Origin of the sequence: Planotetraspora phitsanulokensis (assembly GCF_016863295.1) — a bacterium.
Lineage (GTDB): Bacteria > Actinomycetota > Actinomycetes > Streptosporangiales > Streptosporangiaceae > Planotetraspora > Planotetraspora phitsanulokensis.
This window is the reverse complement of the sequence record NZ_BOOP01000005.1, coordinates 68,235-83,093: the sequence shown is the minus strand read 5'-3', so window position 1 is coordinate 83,093 and position 14,859 is coordinate 68,235. Positions and strand designations below refer to the sequence as shown.

At 70.3% G+C, this 14,859-nt stretch carries 13 protein-coding genes; 8 read left to right on the top strand and 5 right to left on the bottom strand.

Translation table 11 applies throughout. The features are described 5' to 3' along the window. Positions 1 to 87: 87 nt before the first annotated feature. The 3 genes from Pph01_RS08210 (at position 88) to Pph01_RS08200 (ending at position 2,758) form a co-directional block, all read left to right on the top strand. A complete protein-coding gene (locus Pph01_RS08210) occupies positions 88 to 1,317 on the top strand; it encodes a sensor histidine kinase (protein WP_204072385.1) in 1,230 nt (409 codons plus the stop codon). After that, on the top strand, positions 1,314 to 1,940 hold the full coding sequence (locus tag Pph01_RS08205) for a response regulator (protein ID WP_204072384.1): 627 nt from the start codon (positions 1,314 to 1,316) through the stop codon (positions 1,938 to 1,940). The genes Pph01_RS08210 and Pph01_RS08205 overlap by 4 nt, the downstream gene beginning before the upstream one ends. 77 nt (positions 1,941 to 2,017) lie before the next feature. Beyond that, on the top strand, positions 2,018 to 2,758 hold the full coding sequence (locus tag Pph01_RS08200; protein ID WP_204072383.1) for a VOC family protein: 741 nt from the start codon (positions 2,018 to 2,020) through the stop codon (positions 2,756 to 2,758). Positions 2,759 to 2,855: 97 nt separating this feature from the next. On the opposite strand, the gene Pph01_RS08195 is transcribed toward Pph01_RS08200, so the two are convergent. After that, on the bottom strand, positions 2,856 to 3,548 hold the full coding sequence (locus Pph01_RS08195) for a hypothetical protein (protein WP_204072382.1): 693 nt from the start codon (positions 3,546 to 3,548) through the stop codon (positions 2,856 to 2,858). 394 nt (positions 3,549 to 3,942) lie between these two features. Next, positions 3,943 to 6,237, bottom strand: a complete 2,295-nt coding sequence (locus Pph01_RS43280) for a M64 family metallopeptidase (RefSeq protein ID WP_275412806.1) — start codon at positions 6,235 to 6,237, stop codon at positions 3,943 to 3,945. A 405-nt stretch (positions 6,238 to 6,642) separates the two neighbouring features. Between Pph01_RS43280 and Pph01_RS08185 the strand changes: the two genes are divergently transcribed. Continuing rightward, complete coding sequence (locus tag Pph01_RS08185; RefSeq protein WP_204072381.1) at positions 6,643 to 7,485, top strand: SMP-30/gluconolactonase/LRE family protein; 843 nt, start codon at positions 6,643 to 6,645, stop codon at positions 7,483 to 7,485. A gap of 51 nt (positions 7,486 to 7,536) precedes the next feature. Here the strand turns inward: Pph01_RS08185 and Pph01_RS08180 are convergent, their stop codons facing one another. Next, positions 7,537 to 8,790 (bottom strand): alpha/beta fold hydrolase, encoded by a 1,254-nt coding sequence (locus Pph01_RS08180; RefSeq protein WP_204072380.1) that lies wholly within the window; start codon positions 8,788 to 8,790, stop codon positions 7,537 to 7,539. A 111-nt stretch (positions 8,791 to 8,901) separates the two neighbouring features. Here Pph01_RS08180 and Pph01_RS08175 point away from each other — a divergent pair, with 111 nt between their 5' ends. Beyond that, the gene (locus tag Pph01_RS08175; protein WP_204072379.1) at positions 8,902 to 9,858 is read left to right on the top strand and encodes a LysR family transcriptional regulator; all 957 of its coding nucleotides are present in this window, start codon (positions 8,902 to 8,904) and stop codon (positions 9,856 to 9,858) included. On the opposite strand, the gene Pph01_RS08170 is transcribed toward Pph01_RS08175, so the two are convergent. After that, the gene (locus Pph01_RS08170) at positions 9,855 to 10,841 is read right to left on the bottom strand and encodes an ArsR/SmtB family transcription factor (RefSeq protein WP_239116517.1); all 987 of its coding nucleotides are present in this window, start codon (positions 10,839 to 10,841) and stop codon (positions 9,855 to 9,857) included. The two genes, Pph01_RS08175 and Pph01_RS08170, sit on opposite strands and share 4 nt — an antisense overlap. Before the next feature lie 72 nt (positions 10,842 to 10,913). Here Pph01_RS08170 and Pph01_RS08165 point away from each other — a divergent pair, with 72 nt between their 5' ends. Both Pph01_RS08165 and Pph01_RS08160 read left to right on the top strand, forming a co-directional pair. After that, on the top strand, positions 10,914 to 11,822 hold the full coding sequence (locus tag Pph01_RS08165) for an aldo/keto reductase (protein WP_204072378.1): 909 nt from the start codon (positions 10,914 to 10,916) through the stop codon (positions 11,820 to 11,822). 144 nt (positions 11,823 to 11,966) lie between these two features. Further along, positions 11,967 to 12,863 carry an intradiol ring-cleavage dioxygenase gene (locus Pph01_RS08160; protein ID WP_204072377.1) on the top strand — a complete coding sequence of 299 codons (897 nt, stop codon included), beginning with the start codon at positions 11,967 to 11,969 and terminating at the stop codon, positions 12,861 to 12,863. Positions 12,864 to 12,873: 10 nt separating this feature from the next. Here Pph01_RS08160 and Pph01_RS08155 read toward each other — a convergent pair whose 3' ends face one another. Next, positions 12,874 to 13,494: a TetR/AcrR family transcriptional regulator gene (locus Pph01_RS08155; RefSeq protein ID WP_204072376.1), complete on the bottom strand. Its 621-nt coding sequence runs from the start codon at positions 13,492 to 13,494 to the stop codon at positions 12,874 to 12,876. 118 nt (positions 13,495 to 13,612) lie between these two features. Between Pph01_RS08155 and Pph01_RS08150 the strand changes: the two genes are divergently transcribed. Beyond that, positions 13,613 to 14,638 (top strand): glycoside hydrolase family 113 protein, encoded by a 1,026-nt coding sequence (locus Pph01_RS08150; protein ID WP_239116516.1) that lies wholly within the window; start codon positions 13,613 to 13,615, stop codon positions 14,636 to 14,638. Positions 14,639 to 14,859: the final 221 nt, after the last annotated feature.

Sequence of the window (14,859 nt, the reverse complement as noted above, 5' to 3'; positions counted from 1 at the left end):
GTCGGCGATGATGAACCCGGCTACATCCTTCTATGTACGGGCAGGTCATGACGGGGGCGGTATCGCGGGGCACCAGGGCGTGATGCGATGACTCATGTGAATCCGTTCCAGCGGGACGCCCTGATGGCGGTCGCCGTGTTCGCCGGCGGCCTGGCTCTGCTGGCCGGCGACGCGTACGTCCACCGGGGACAGGCGGCGCCGCTGATCGCCGTCCCACTGGCGGCGGCGTGCCTGGGAGTGGGCCTGCGACGGCGCCGGCCGGTGGCGGCGCTGGCGCTGGGCGTGGCGGCGATCGCGGGTGACATCGCCCTGGGGCCGTCGCTCGGCACCGTCCTGGTGTTCACCGACAACCTCTACGCGGCCACGCTGTACGGCCCGTACCGCCTGGCGAGGTGGCTCCTCGGGATCACCTCCGTCCTCGCCGTCGTCGTGGGCGCCGTCGCCGGAGTCGTCGCCAGAGACTGGGGAGCGCTGGCGGTCGGGGGTGTGCAGGCCGGGCTCGTGCTCACCACCCCGGCGCTGACGGCTTTGATCGTCCGGCAGCATCGGGACCAGGCGATCGCCGAGCGCGCCCGCGCGGTGCAGCTCGCGAGGCTGGCCGAGCTGGACCGGCAGGCCGCCGTCACCGCCGAGCGCAGCCGCATGGCCCGGGAACTGCACGACATCATCGCCAACCACTTCAGCGCCGTCGCGATCCAGTCGGCGGCGGTCATCGCGCGGCAGGACCTCGACGCAGGGGCGGTGCGACAGGTGCTGGAGTCGATCAGGGAGAACAGCGTGCGCGGCATGGCCGAGATGCGCACCATGATCGGCCTGCTGCGGGCCGAGGCCGACGAACCCGAGACGACCCGGCATCGCATGACGGACGCGCCCGACCTGGTGGAGCGGTCGCGCCAGGCGGGAATGGACGTCCGTCTGTCGGTGACGGGGACTTCTCGCGAGCTGCCGCCGTCCATCGAGCTGGCCGGTTACCGCATCCTCCAGGAATCCCTGACGAACGCGCTGAAGCACGGCACCGGACGGGCGGACGTGACCGTCGAGTACAAGCACGGCGAGATCGTTCTGACGGTTGAGAATCCGTGCGCACCCGATTCGACCGGCCTGCCCGGCTCAGGGACCGGCCTGGTGGGCATGGCGGAGCGCGCGATGCTCGTCGGCGGCACGTTCACGGTGGGTCCATCCGGACGGCCCGCCGGTCCGCGGACCGAGCCTCCGGCAGCGGGCGACGGGGAACTGCTCTGGCGGGTCGTGGCGACGCTCGTCGTGGAGTCGCAGCCGTTCGAGGCCACGCTGATCTCCGCGGAGGACGGAAGGTGATCAGAGTCCTGGTCGCGGACGACCATGCCGCGGTGCGCGCCGGCGTCGTGCTGATCCTGGAGGGCCAGGCCGACATCGAGGTGATCGCCGAGGTGGCCGACGGAGAGGCGGCGGTGCGGACGGCCGTGGAGACGCGGCCGGACGTCGTGCTCATGGACATCCGCATGCCCCGGCTCGACGGCATCTCGGCCACGCGCGAACTGGCCGGCATCGCCGACGTCCTCATCCTCACCACGTTCGACCTGGATGAGTACGTGTTCGGCGCCATGCGCGCCGGCGCGGCGGGATTCCTTCTCAAGAACACCGACGCGGACGCACTGGTCCAGGCCGTACGACTGGTGGCGTGCGGGGACGGCCTGATCTCCCCATCGGTGACACGACGCCTGATCAGCGCCTTCGCACGCACGAGGGAGCCCGAATCCCCCGATCTCGGCGTCCTGACGCCGCGGGAGCGCGAGGTGCTGGCCTGCGTGGGGCGGGGGCTGTCGAACGCGGAGATCGCCCGTGCGCTCGACATGAGCGAGGCGACCGCGAAGACGCACGTCAGCCGCGTGCTGAGCAAGCTCGGCCTGCGCAGCCGGGTCCAGGCCGCGATCCTGTACGGCGGTTCGCACGGCTTGTAGGCAGGGACAGGTCCTCGGCCGGACATGGAGCAGTACCTGCGGATGTCGTTGCAGAGCGGGTACATAGGATCGCGGGCATGGCACTGCGACCTGTTCAGGTGAACATAAAGGCTCTTGATGGCTTGGCGGTCGGCCGGTTCTGGGCGGAGGCGCTCGGCTGGAGTGTTTTCAGGCCCGGCGTGACCACCTACGTTGGACCCGTCGGCGGCTTCGTTTGGCCGGACCCGGTCGCCGTCGGCATCGACGTCGTTCCCGTCTCCGAACCCAAGACAGCAACAAAGAACCGTGTGCACCTCGATCTCGCCACCACCTCTGCTGCCCATCAGGCGGAGTTGGTCGCGCGCCTCCAGGATCTCGGTGCGACGCCTGCCGATGTGGGCCAGGGCAAAGTGCCGTGGACGGTCCTCGCCGACCCCGAGGGCAACGAGTTCTGCGTGCTGGAGCCTCGGGAGATCTACCGGGACACCGGGCCGATCGCCGCGGTGGTGGTCGACTGCGCGGACCCGCGGGCCATGGCCCGGTTCTGGGACGAGGCGATGGACTGGACCCTGCACGAGGTGACCGACGAACATGCGGCGTTGCGCTCCGCCAAGGGTGTCGGCCCGTATCTCGAGTTCCTCCGCACGCCCGACGCGAAGACCGTGCCGGACCGCGTCCATCTTGACCTGCTGCCGTACCCCGGTGACGACAAAGCAGCGGAGGTGGCCCGGCTGCGGGCCCTCGGCGCCTCCGACCTCGACGTCGGCCAGGGCGACGTCCCGTGGACGTGCCTGGCCGACCCGGAGGGCCACGAGTTCTGCGTCCTCGCCCTGTCCTGACGCGGATCCTCAACGACGCCCCGACACGTGAGCCTTGTGTGCTCAAGCGCCAGTTCAACCTCAAATAACGGATCGACCTGGGGGAGCGGACCTGGCGCTAACGGATGGAACCGGGGGAGTAGCCGACGGTCTCGAGGGTCTCCTCGAGGGAGGCGAGTTCCGCCTCGGGGTTGATACGCCTGACGAGGTCCGCGGTCAGGGGGCGGTGCTGGAAGACCTCCCGGATGGCGGCCGGGTCGAGCGAGACCTCGAAATAGTCCTCGGCATAAGCACGGTAGGCCTCCGGGGTGGCGTCGGCGAGCATCGCGAACATCCAGCCTGAACCGTCAGGGTCGTCCAAGCCGCTCCGTCTCGGGTAGGCGATGTCGCCGCACCGCCAGGCCGAGTCGTCGTGGAGGCGCCACAGGCAGACGGTGGCCGCCAGCACCTTGCCGGTCGGGACGTCGTGGCAGAAGGCCGGCTCGTCGATCTGGGACGCGAACTCGCGGGGGAGCGACTCGACCAGGCCGGGCCAGGTCGCATAGGTGCCGTCGTCACGGTAGGGGCTCATCGGAGATTCGTGGTCGAACCCGCGGATGAACGCTCCGGCCCGGGTGAAGACGATCGAGTACTCGTCGCCGGCGCCGTCGTTCATCGAGGCGAGTTCCTCGCCCGAGGCCCAGTGGGCGTCGAAGGAGTAGGTGGCGTAGCCGTCCGGACTCAGGAGAGCGTCCAGAACGGCATAGGACTGGCTCAGGGCTCGGACGGTCGCGATGCCGGGGAGGCGCTTCGCAAGGTCTGCGGCAGTCATTACGCCATCTAACCGGGCGCGATCACCTCCTGAGACCTCAAGCAGTGGTCACGCGCGGCGACACAGACACTTATTAATCTACATTGTAAAGGCGCTCGCTTTGGGCAAAATCGCCATCCACCCAAACCTCAAACCTCGACTGGGCCTCGGCCCCGCGAGTTTCCACGGCCGGGCGAGCAGATGGCCGACCGGCGGGCTCGTGCAGTGCACGCCAGGTCACCATGAGTGCGACCGAATCTGCGCATGATCGCGGAACGGGGGTCGCAGGCCGTGCGGCACGGGCCCGAAGACGTGCATGATCACCCTCAAGGGGGGGCGCCGACGCGGCCGTTCGTGTACGCGTGCGGGGCGCCCTCGGCTGAGGACGCCCCGCATGTTTCTTCGGATTCCGGCGTCAGCCGCGCACCGGCTGGACCGCGTCGTACAACGAGTTCCGGGCCTTGTGCTGGGACGTCGTGACGAGGCCGCCGCACTGGGCGCCGGCACCGGTGAGGTGGTTGGCCACGCCGGCGTCGGAGAGCGCGGGCGTGTTCGCGGCGCAGGACAGTGCGCCGTGGACGGTGGTGCCCGTGACGACGGCCGCCTCTGTCGCGGTGTTGCCGGTCAGGCTCACCGCCCCCGTGATGTCGGAGCCGCCGATCACCAGTGCCCGGGTCGTCCCGGAGATCGCGATCGAACCGCTGACGTCGGCCTTGAGCAGGTGCACCTCGGCGGCGGACGCCGCGGTGAGCCCGCCCTTGATCGTGCCGCCGTCCACCACCAGCGACGCGCCGCGGCGCACCGTCACCGAGCCGCTGATCTCGGCGTCGTTCAGGCAGGTGACTCCCGAGGTGACCGTGACTGACCCCTTGCGCGAGCCGGTGATCGTCGTGGTGCACGCGGGCGGCGGCGCCAGGGTCGTCACCGTGAAGCTCTTCGACTCCCCGTAGTTGCCCGCGGCGTCGATGGAGCGGTACTCGACGGTGTGCGCGCCGCGCGGCAGCTTGCCGTACGTGAGGCTGTCGATGGTGGTGCCGCTCTCGCTGAACAGCCACGGCAGGTCGGCAGAGGTCGGCCAGCCGAAGTAGTTGAACCAGCCGTCGCCGTCCACGCGCGACTCCCGCACCACGTATCCGGGCTGGTCGTCCTGGCCGGTGAGTTTCATGGTGAAGGGACCGTTGTAGACGTAGGCGTCGCCCGAGCCGGCCAGCGGTTCGGAGAGCTCGTACTCGGCCGTGGGCAGTGAGTCGTCCACGGTCCAGGTGAGCGTCTGACCGCCCGACGTGGCGGTGAGGGTGTGGTCTCCGGGCGTGAGCTGTACGGCTCCCAGGTCGAGGTCGCCGTCGGTGTCGTCGAGGCGCGTGCCGTCGAGGGCCCAGGTGACGGCGGGGACGCTGTCGTCGGGGTGGGTGGTCTCGGCGTACACGACCTCTTCGCGGGCCACGGGCAGGCCCGTCGGGGTGGAGGACAGGAAGCCGGGGGCGGTCGCCACGGGGGTGGTGGTCAGGCTCGTGTCCACCGTCCATGAGCGGGTCGCGGTGAGCGCGGCGCGGATGGCCGGGTCCCGGACGAAGCCGGTCGGATCCGTGACGGTCGCCGTCACCTTGTGCGTGCCGGGCGTCAGGTTCAGCGCGCGCAGATCGAGCGAGGTGCCGTGGGCGGAGACCTCAGTGCCGTCCACGCTCCACGACGTGGTGAGCGAATGGGTGTTGGGGTGCATCGGCTCGACCCACAGCACCCGGTCCGCGGCGACGGGCGCGGTCGTGGGCGTTTCGCTCTGGATGAGGCTGACCTTGGCCGCGATCTTCTGGGTCATGATCTCTCGGCTGACCTGGTCGTAGTAGTAGCCCAGGGTCCGCATGATGGAGTGCTGGCTGGGCCGCCAGACAGCGCTGCTCTTGTACAGGCCGCCCTCGTATCTGCCGATGACGCCGCCGGCCTCGCTGGGTTCGCCGAGCCAGCGCCACCACTTCTTGTGCTGGTCGAGCATCTGCTGCTCGGTGAGCAACGTGTGGTGCGCCGAGGAGGGCTCCCCGCCGGTGTACGGACCGCCGTCCACGCCGCGCGAGTAGTAGGAGTACTCGTCGTCCAGGCCGCCGAGTGAGTGGCCGATCTCGTGCGGGGCGATCAGGGCCGACATCGAGTTGTGGCCCGAGGCGGTGGCGTAGGCGCCGCCCGCGCCGCCGTACGTGCCGCTGTTGGCCAGTGCCAGGATCTGCCGGTTGGCGCTGCGGGTTCCCGGGACCATGTTGGCGTAGGTGTTGGCGGCCGAGTTGTTCAGGGTGAGGAGCCGCTGGACGCTGGACGCGTTGCAGCCGCCCCAGAAGCCCATGCTCAACGGCGTGCTCTTCCGGCCCGCGGACAGGTCGGGGTCGCAGCCGACGCCGGACTCGCCCGAGACGATGTCCACTCGGTAGACGTTGAAGTAGTTGCGGTAGGACTTGTACGGCTCGATCGACCACAACACGTTGAGGTGGTGATCGGTGTCCGCGGCGAACGTGGACTGTTCGTCCGCGGTGTAGCCGTCACCCATGATGATCAGGTTGAAGCGCTTGGCGGGGTCGCCGGTGACCTGGAGCGGCACCACGGTGGCGCTGCCGACCGCGGCGGTGGCGGCGGTGTCGGCGCCGGCCTGGGTAGCGGGGACGGTGAGCAAGACGGCGGTCATCGAGAGGGCCGCCAAGGCCGCGAACGGCCTGGGAATGCGCACGGGGGGAACCTCCAGCGGCAAGACGGAGTGTGCCTGCACTATCCGCCTCGCGGCGCCCGATCCGCCCATCCCAAGTGGGGATAACTCCGGATTTATAGCTTAAATCAGGACGTAATCAATCTATGCGCATTCCGGACTCACTGGCGACTTTCCAGCCATGCATGCCGCTATTTATAGATTGTCAGCTAATAAACCGCATTTCTATTCATAAATCACACTTCGAGCGTGCGCCCACTGTCAGCGGCGCGAGGAACCGCCCGTCAGCAGGGTGTCGATCTCGGCGTTCCCGGTTCGTATAGGACGGAGAGGCAAATCCGAAGAGGTGAGTGAATTCCTGCCGGGGCGGCCGCGTCGCCGGTGGCAGGCGTCACCCCGTCCTCAATGACGCTGCGAAGGGAGTCCCCGATGTCCGAACCGCACATCCGGCTCACCGGTCTGGGGCTGGTCGAGTCGCCACGTTGGCACGACGGCCGGCTGTACTTCTCCGACTGGAGCGTGCACGAGGTGATCGCGCTCGACCCGGACGGCCGGCACGAAGTCGTCGCACGGGTGAACTCGCTTCCCCTCTGCACGGCATGGCGACCCGACGGGCGGATGGTGATCGTCGACTCGGGGCGGGGACTGCTGCTGCGCCTCGAACCCGATGGGTCGCTGGTCCCCGATGCCGACCTGACCGGCCTGGCAGGCGCGTGGAACGACGTCGTCATCGACGGCCGCGGCAATGTCTACGTCAACCGGCTCGGCTTCGACATGCTCGCCGGTGCGCCGTTCGCTCCCGGGTATGTCACGCGCGTCGGTCCCGACGGCTCGGCGCGTGACGTGGCCGACGGCATCGCGTTTCCCAACGGGATGGCCGTGACGCAGGACGGCTCGACGCTGATCGTCGCCGACTCCTACGGGAGCAGGCTCATGGCCTACGACATCGAGGCCGACGGCGGTCTGTCGGCGGGGCGGGTGTGGGCCGATCTCGGCGACGGCGTCCCTGACGGGATCTGCGTCGACGCCGAGGACGCCGTCTGGTACGCGGACGTGCCCAACCGGCGTTGCGTGCGCGTCCGCGAGGGCGGGGAGACGGTGCAGACCGTCGAGCTGGACCGCGGCGGCTTCGCCTGCGCGCTCGGCGGCGAGCACCGGTCGACGCTCTTCGTCGTCGCAGCCGAGTGGCGTGGCATGCCCGAGATGGTCGCACCCGGTTCCGGCCGGGTCCTCTCGATCGAGGTGACGGTGCCCGGCGCGGGGTGGCCGTAGAAAGGATCACTGCCACCGTGCCGCCAGGAGGGCGAGGACGATCGGCCGCGGTCAGCGGCGGACCATCTGGATCAGCCGGTCCAGTACGGCCGGGCCGCGGCTGAGGCCGTCGTGGGCGTATTCGTTGGTGATCCAGTGGACCAGGCCGCGCACCGCTCCGGCCGTGGCGAGTGAGTGCTCGCGGTCGACGTACATGTCGTCGTGATAGATCGCCGCGGCCACCGGCACCGTGTTGCCGGCCAGCTGGTCGGGGTCGTACAGGTGCGGCCAGGAGGTGTACGCGGCGAGGTGCTCGGCGCAGGAGCGCAGCGGCGCCAGCACGGGGTCCTCCTCGAAGTGCCACGGGAAGACCATTTCGCCGGTGAACCGGACAGGTCCGCCCCGCTCGAGATCGAACTCGGGGAACTCGTCCAACGCCCGGTGCGCGGCCCAGGCGGCGGCCTCGCCCTGGCAGTAGATCATTTCGTGCAGCAGGGCGTAGAGCGGGTGTTCGGCGAAGGAGACCACGGAGTCGACCCGGCGCAGGAAGACGTCGGAAAGCCGTCCGTTCCCGGTGAACGCCTCGTCCAGCAGGTGATGGAGGAGGTCGAAGCGCCGGTCCTGGCCGAAGGTGATGCCCAGTGTCTGGAAGCGGCGCGGTGTGAGCGCGTCGCCGCCCGGCAGGGACACCTCGTGTTCCCGTAGGTGGTCCACGACGCGGGCGGCGATCTTCTGGTCACCCGGATACCGGGCGAAGAATCGGTCGTTGTGCGTCAGGACCCGCGGGTAGGCGGCCCGGTACACGTCGTACGGCGAGGCGGTCAGCGACGGCAGCCCACCGGTGATCATCACCTCGTGCAGGCCCTCGGGGGCCAGCGACAGGTATGTGACCGCGCAGAATCCGCCGTAGCTCTGGCCGAGGACGCTCCACGGGCGGTCGCCCGCGAGGTGGGCCCGGAGCAGTTCGGCGTCCCGCACGATGTTGTCGGCCCGGAAGAGGCGCAGGTCGTCTGCGGGAGCGGCCAGGTCGGTCAGGGTCTGCCGCGTGATGGGAGTGCTTCGTCCCGTTCCCCGTTGATCGAGCAGGACCACCCGGTAGTCGCGGGTCGCGCGCCCCAACCAGGCGGGCAGTTCGCGCGGGGCCCGGTTGCCGGGGCCGCCTTCGAGGTAGAGCAGCCACGGCAGGCTCGAGGGCTCCTTGTCCACGGCGACCACCTCACGGGCGAACACCTCGATCGTCCGGCCGCTCGGGACGGCGTGGTCGAGCGGGACCGTGATCGTGTGATCGGTGAAGACGTATCCGGAGTGGCGGTGGGTCACGGGCATGAAGGGTTCCTCTTGTCGGGCTCGGCCTCCACCCTGCATGAACTACGAAATATCCGGCAAATCCTGAAGGGGTATATTCCTGGCGTTATAGGGGTGAAGGGAGAGGTTGCTGTGCAGCTGGAGCTTCGCCACCTGCGGGTGATCTGCACCATCGCCGACGCGGGAAGCCTCAGCAAGGCCGCCACCGCCGTCGGCGTGTCGCAACCCGCGCTCACGGCCCAGCTTCAGCGGGTCGAAGGGGCGTTCGGCGGGCAGCTCTTCCGGCGCGGCCGCCTCGGTGTCACCCCGACTCCCTTCGGCCAGTTCGTGCTCACACGGGCCAGGTCGATCCTGCTCACGGTGGACGAGCTGCTCAGCGGCGTCAGCGCGTACGACGACCGGACGGACGTCGCGCGCATCGGCGGATATGTGACGCCGATGTTGTCCGGGCTGCTCAGCCGGCTGTTCGCCGTACCGGGGGTGTCGATCACCGTGCACACCGAATACTCCCCGCGGCTCCTGCTCGATCTGCTGGCCTCCCGCCGCCTCGACGCGGCGACCCTGGTCGACTATCCCGGTAACGAGCTGCCCTCCGTCCCCTCGGTCGGCATGCGCCTCGTGGCGACCGAGCCGGTCTTCGTGCTGATGAGCAGCGGCCATCCGCTGGCCGGCGAACAGGAGGTGCGCCTGGCCGACCTCGCCGACGACGACTGGGTGATATCGCCGCCCGACGGCGTCGGCTGGCCGGAGTGCGTCTACTCCGCCTGCCAGGAGGCGGGGTTCACACCACGGGTCCCGCACAGCATGACCGAGCAGACGATGATCCGGCAGTTGGTCGCCGGCGGGCACGCGGTCTCACCCTGCCAGGCCACGGTGCAGGACGGCCCAGGCATCGTGGTCCGCCCGCTCGCGGGGAACCCGCTGTGGCTGCGGCATCTCGTGGCCTGGCGCCGGGACGGCCCGCTCGCGGGGCGCGCCGAGGAGCTGACCGCGTTCGCGGCGGAGGCTCATCGTGAGGCGATCGCCGAGCGCCCGCACTACGCCGCCTGGCTCGCCCGGCGGCACGGGCTCCCGCCCGGCACTCTCTAAGAACCCGCTGCGGCGAGGAGCGTTTCCGCGGCGGCGGTGCGGGCGTAGAGCACGGAGCGACCGGCCCGGTGGGCGCTGACCAGTCCCGCGTCGCGCAGCGCGGTCAGGCACTGGGACACGCCGGCGGGGGACAGGCCGGTACGGCGGGCCAGCTCGGTGGTGGAGGCCGGGGTGTCCAGTTCGGTCAGCAACAGGGTGCGGGAGCGGCCCAGCACGGCGGCGAGGGCATGGGTGCCGGTGACGGGCCGAGGTTCCCACAGTGAGCCGAGGCCGCGTGGGGGGTAGGCCAGTTGCGGCGGATCGGGTGGCGTCAACCGGGTGAACAGGCCCGGCCCGGTGAAGGCCGAGGGGATCAGCAGCAACCCCGCGCCCGCCGTCTCGCGGGACAGGCTCCGCCGCCGCGCCAGCCGCAACGCGCTGTCGTCCCAGCTCACCGAGGGATGCAGGTCGTTGAAGAGGTGCCCCGCACCGTGTTCGGCGACCTGCCGGGCCCGGTGGAAGACGTCGGCGTCGAGCACGGCGCGGATTCGCGCCCAGTAGGGGGCCAGCCCCAGCTCCCAGTAGACCTCGATCTCCTCCGTGACCCGGGCCAGGCAGGCCCGGGGGTCGACGTACAGGTTCCGCGACCGGGGTCCGAGACGGCCCTGCTCGTGGGCCAGCCGGTCGAGGTCCCGGCGTACCCGGTCGTCGGGGGTGGCGGCCACCACGGCCAGTTCCTCCGACAGCGTGGGGGCCGGTCCGGCGGGCGCCGGGTTGAGGAAGTCGGGCACGTACCCGGAGGGCGGGATCAGTTCGGCGAGCCAGCCCCGGTCCAGGCCGGCGGCCGCCGTCCGCGGCCGAACCTGCTCGGCCCACCTGCGGTGCACGGGATGGGCGGAGCCGGAGCTCAGCAGCCGGAAACTGGGCCCGACCTCCCACATCGGCGAGACGGCGAACCGCATCTGCGCCAGGTCGCTCGCCGAGAACGTCAGCTCCGCCGGCACCGGCGAACCTCCGGATTCGGATATGTCTTAATCATTGGCGGTCACGCTACAGGGCTCGGGATCATCCGGGACATGACCTCAGAGACGATCACCGCCGCGGCCTCCGGCACCTGGAGGCTGGGCGACCTGGAGATCAACCGGATCGGTTTCGGCGCGATGCGCCTGACGCAGCACGGCGATGCGCTCCGGCCCGGCGCCGCTTCGAGCGGCCGCGGCCAGGCCGTCAGCGTGCTGCGCCGCGCGGTCGAACTCGGCGTGAACCACATCGACACCGCCGCGTTCTACTTCTCGCCGCTGCGTTCCGCCAACGAGCTGATCAACCACGCGCTGGCCCCGTATCCGGACGATCTCGTCATCACCACCAAGGTCGGACCGGGCCGCGATCCGTCGGGTCACTGGCTGCCCCATGCCGGTCCCGCGGAACTGCGCGGCCAGGTCGAGGAGAACCTGCGCCAACTCGGCCGGGACCATCTCGACGTGGTGAACCTGCGCGTGCTCGGAACCCAGTCGATCGCCGAGCGTTTCGGTGCGCTGGCCCGGCTTCGCGACGCCGGGCTCATCCGCCATCTCGGCCTTTCCAACGTCACCCCCGGCCACCTCGCCGAGGCACAGGCCATTGCCCCCGTGGTCTGCGTGCAGAACATGTACGGCATCGGCGTGCGACCCGAGCAGGACGATTTCGTGCGCACCTGCGGCGAGCAGGGCGTCGCGTTCGTGCCGTTCTACGCGATCGCCGGCACCGGACGCCAGGCGGGGGCGAGCGGCGTGGAGAACGAGGAGGTGCTCGCCGTCGCGCGGGCGCACGGCGCGAGCGCGGCGCAGGTGCGCATCGCCTGGACGCTGCGGCGGGGGCCGCATGTGCTGGCGATCCCCGGAACCGGCAACCCCGATCACCTGACCGACAACGTCGCCGCCGGCGCGTTGCGCCTCTCCGGGGACGAGTTCGCCGTCCTCGACCGCCTCCATCGGGCTCAGGCGTGAGCGACGGCGCTGTCGTCGTGGGTCTCGGCCGGCCCGGTGGGCGCGCGCCGCCGTACGGGCTGTGCGGGGAGCGGACGCCGCCGGTGAGCGGCACGGGCGGCCTCGGTACATTGCTGGAAGGTGGCCATGCCCAAGGAGTGTCCAGTGTCAACGAATCCGACCGCGCCCCCCGGAGCGCCCGCCGAGTTCTCCGAGAGTTCGGCGACCGCCCTGGTCAACGCGCGCTGGGCGCGAACGCCCGACGAACGGCTGCGCACCGTCCTGGAGAGCATGGTCACGCACCTGCACGACTTCATCCGCGACGTCGAGCCGACCCACGAGGAATGGCAGCGGGCGGTCGACTTCCTCACCGCCACCGGGCAGAAGAGCGACGACGTGCGTCAGGAGTTCATCCTGCTCTCGGACGTCCTCGGCGTCTCGATGCTCGTCGACGCGATCAACAACCGCAAACCGCGGGGCGCCACCGAGTCCACCGTGCTCGGGCCGTTCCACATGGTCGACTCGCCGGTGCGGGAACTCGGCGCGGACATCTCCCTCGACCACAAGGGCGTCCCGTGTGTGGTCGCCGGCCGCGTCCTCGGGATCGGCGGCGAGGCGCTCGCCGGGGCTCTGGTGGACGTCTGGCAGGCCAACGGCGAGGGTTTCTACGACGTGCAACAGCCCGGCGTGCAGCCCGAGCTCAACCTGCGGGGCCTGTTCACCGCCGACGACGAGGGCCGTTTCTGGTTCCGCAGCGTCGTCCCCGCTCCGTATCCCATCCCCACGGACGGGCCCGTCGGCGACCTGCTCCGCGCCACCCGCCGCGACCCCAACCGTCCCGCGCACATCCACTTCATCGGCGGGAGCCCCGGCTACCGGCCGGTGACCACTCACCTGTTCGTCGAGGGCAGCCCGTATCTGGACACCGATGCCGTGTTCGGCGTCAAGCCCAGCCTGGTCCGGCCCGTCGTGGACGTCGACGACGCCGCGCGCGCCGCCGAGTACGGCGTGGCGGCGCCGTTCAAGCTCATCGAGTTCGACCTCGTGCTCACCCCCGCGTGACGCGCTGAGCTCAGCTCGAGGCCGGACCGCGCCGGCGGACCAGCGGGAGGTACACCTCGTCGACGATCTCGACGAGGACGTCGTCGGGCGCGCTGGGGATCCCGCGCAGGACGAATTCGTTGCGCAGCAGGACGATGGCCACGGTGGCGACCCGTGGATGGAGCGCTTCGGGGGAGGCTTCGCCGCGTGCGACGGCGCGCCCGAGGACGATCAGCCAGGGGGCGGCCACGGCGTCGCCGGACTGTTCCTGCACCTGCGCGAGGAGTTCCGACGCACCGCCGGAGGCGGAGATCAGTTCGCGCAGGATCGAGCCGAGCGGGGAGCTCCAGTGGCGGTTCGCCTGGCGTAGCAGTTCGAGGGCGTCGCTGCGCAGGTCGCCGGTGTCGGGTGGCGCGACAGTCGAGGCGAGTTGCCGATAGGCGGCGATGCCGAGTGCGAGGCGGTTCGGCCAGCGGCGGTAGAGGGTGTTCTTGTTGGTGCCGGCGCGGGCGGCGACCTTGTCCATGGTCAGCCCGGCGTATCCGGACTCGGTCAGCTCGTCCACCGCGGCACGCAGGATCGCCTCCTCCAGGGCGGCGCCGCGTCGCCGCGTGTGCCCGGCGCCCGGCTGCCTGCTCGGATCTCCCGTCATGGCCCCCTGCTCCGCGATCGGTACCAGCCGTACCCTCACATTCTTGTTGTCACGGTGGCATGTCGGCAACTAAGGTACTCGCCGTACCGTAAATTCCTCGCTGGAAGAGGGCGCGACAATGCGAGCCAGGGGCATCAGTTACGACACCGGCTTCGTCTACGACGGGGCGATCGGTCATGAGGGTTTCGATCCGGAGGTGGTCAGGCGGGAGCTGCGCATCATCCGTGACGACCTGCATTGCAACGCGGTTCGCGTCATGGGTGGCGATCCGGACCGGCTGGAGCTCGCGGCGGGCCATGCCGCCGACCTCGGCCTGGAGGTCTGGATGTCTCCCTATCCTCTGGAACTGACCACGGACGAGATGCTGGCGCTGTTCGCCGACTGCGCGGAGCGTGCGGAGCGGATCCGGCAGAGGGGAGCCGAGGTCGTGTTCGTCGCCGGCGCCGAGCACAGCCTGATGAACAAGGGATTCCTGCCCGGCGACGACACCGGCGAGCGGGTGGGGTTCCTGACCAGGCCGGACCGCGCGCCCGAGGTGCTCGGCGAGCTCAGCGGACGGATCAACGACTTCCTCGCCAAGGCCGTGGCGGTCGTCCGGGAGCGTTTCGGCGGCAGGGTGACCTACGCCTCCGTACCGCTGGAGCGCGTCGACTGGGCGCTCTTCGACTTCATGTCCGTGGATCTCTACCGGTCGGCCGAGGTCGCCGGTCAGTTCGCCGAAGGCGTCCGCGGCCTCGTCGCGCAGGGCAGGCCGGTCGCGATCACCGAGTTCGGGGCGGCCGGTTACCGCGGCGCGGGCGACAGGGGCGCTCGCGGCCTGGAGGTCGTCGAGTACGACAAGGTCACCCGCAGGCCTGTTCGGCTGAACGGCGAGCACGTCCGCGACGAGGCCGGTCAGGCCGCGTATCTGCGCGAACTGCTGGAGGCCTTCGACGCCGGCGGCGTCGACAGCACGTTCGTGTTCACGTTCGCGCTCTACGACCACCCGCACCGGCCCGACGGGGACCCTCGCGATGACCTGGACCTGGCGAGCTACGGCGTCGTCAAGGTCTACGAGGACCGCCTCGGAGTCGCCTATCCCGACATGCCATGGGAGCCCAAGGCCGCGTTCGCCGCCCTCGCCGACTTCTACCGGGAGCACTGAGCGGTACACGGTGCGGCCCGCGGCGCTGGACGCGACGGCCCGGTGGATGTCCGCGCTCGCCACCAGGTGGGATCGGCGGCTGGCGAACATCAAGCGCGCCGCCGAGGCGGCGGAGCGGGACTCGCACTACCGATCCTCCCCACGCGGCACACCATGTTCCCCGGTCAGGGCGCCTGCTTCCGCCTGCCACGACGGCGGAGGCCGAGGCGGCGCTCTGCGCC

Excerpts from the sequence above, each read along its gene's own strand:
- Pph01_RS08180 (WP_204072380.1), bottom strand. The coding sequence starts at position 8,790 with ATGCCCGTGACCCACCGCCACTCCGGATACGTCTTCACCGATCACACG.
- Pph01_RS08185 (WP_204072381.1), top strand. The coding sequence starts at position 6,643 with ATGTCCGAACCGCACATCCGGCTCACCGGTCTGGGGCTGGTCGAGTCG.
- Pph01_RS08150 (WP_239116516.1), top strand. The coding sequence starts at position 13,613 with ATGCGAGCCAGGGGCATCAGTTACGACACCGGCTTCGTCTACGACGGG.
- Pph01_RS08155 (WP_204072376.1), bottom strand. The coding sequence starts at position 13,494 with ATGACGGGAGATCCGAGCAGGCAGCCGGGCGCCGGGCACACGCGGCGA.
- Pph01_RS08200 (WP_204072383.1), top strand. The coding sequence starts at position 2,018 with ATGGCACTGCGACCTGTTCAGGTGAACATAAAGGCTCTTGATGGCTTG.
- Pph01_RS08165 (WP_204072378.1), top strand. The coding sequence starts at position 10,914 with ATGACCTCAGAGACGATCACCGCCGCGGCCTCCGGCACCTGGAGGCTG.
- Pph01_RS08210 (WP_204072385.1), top strand. The coding sequence starts at position 88 with ATGACTCATGTGAATCCGTTCCAGCGGGACGCCCTGATGGCGGTCGCC.
- Pph01_RS08195 (WP_204072382.1), bottom strand. The coding sequence starts at position 3,548 with ATGACTGCCGCAGACCTTGCGAAGCGCCTCCCCGGCATCGCGACCGTC.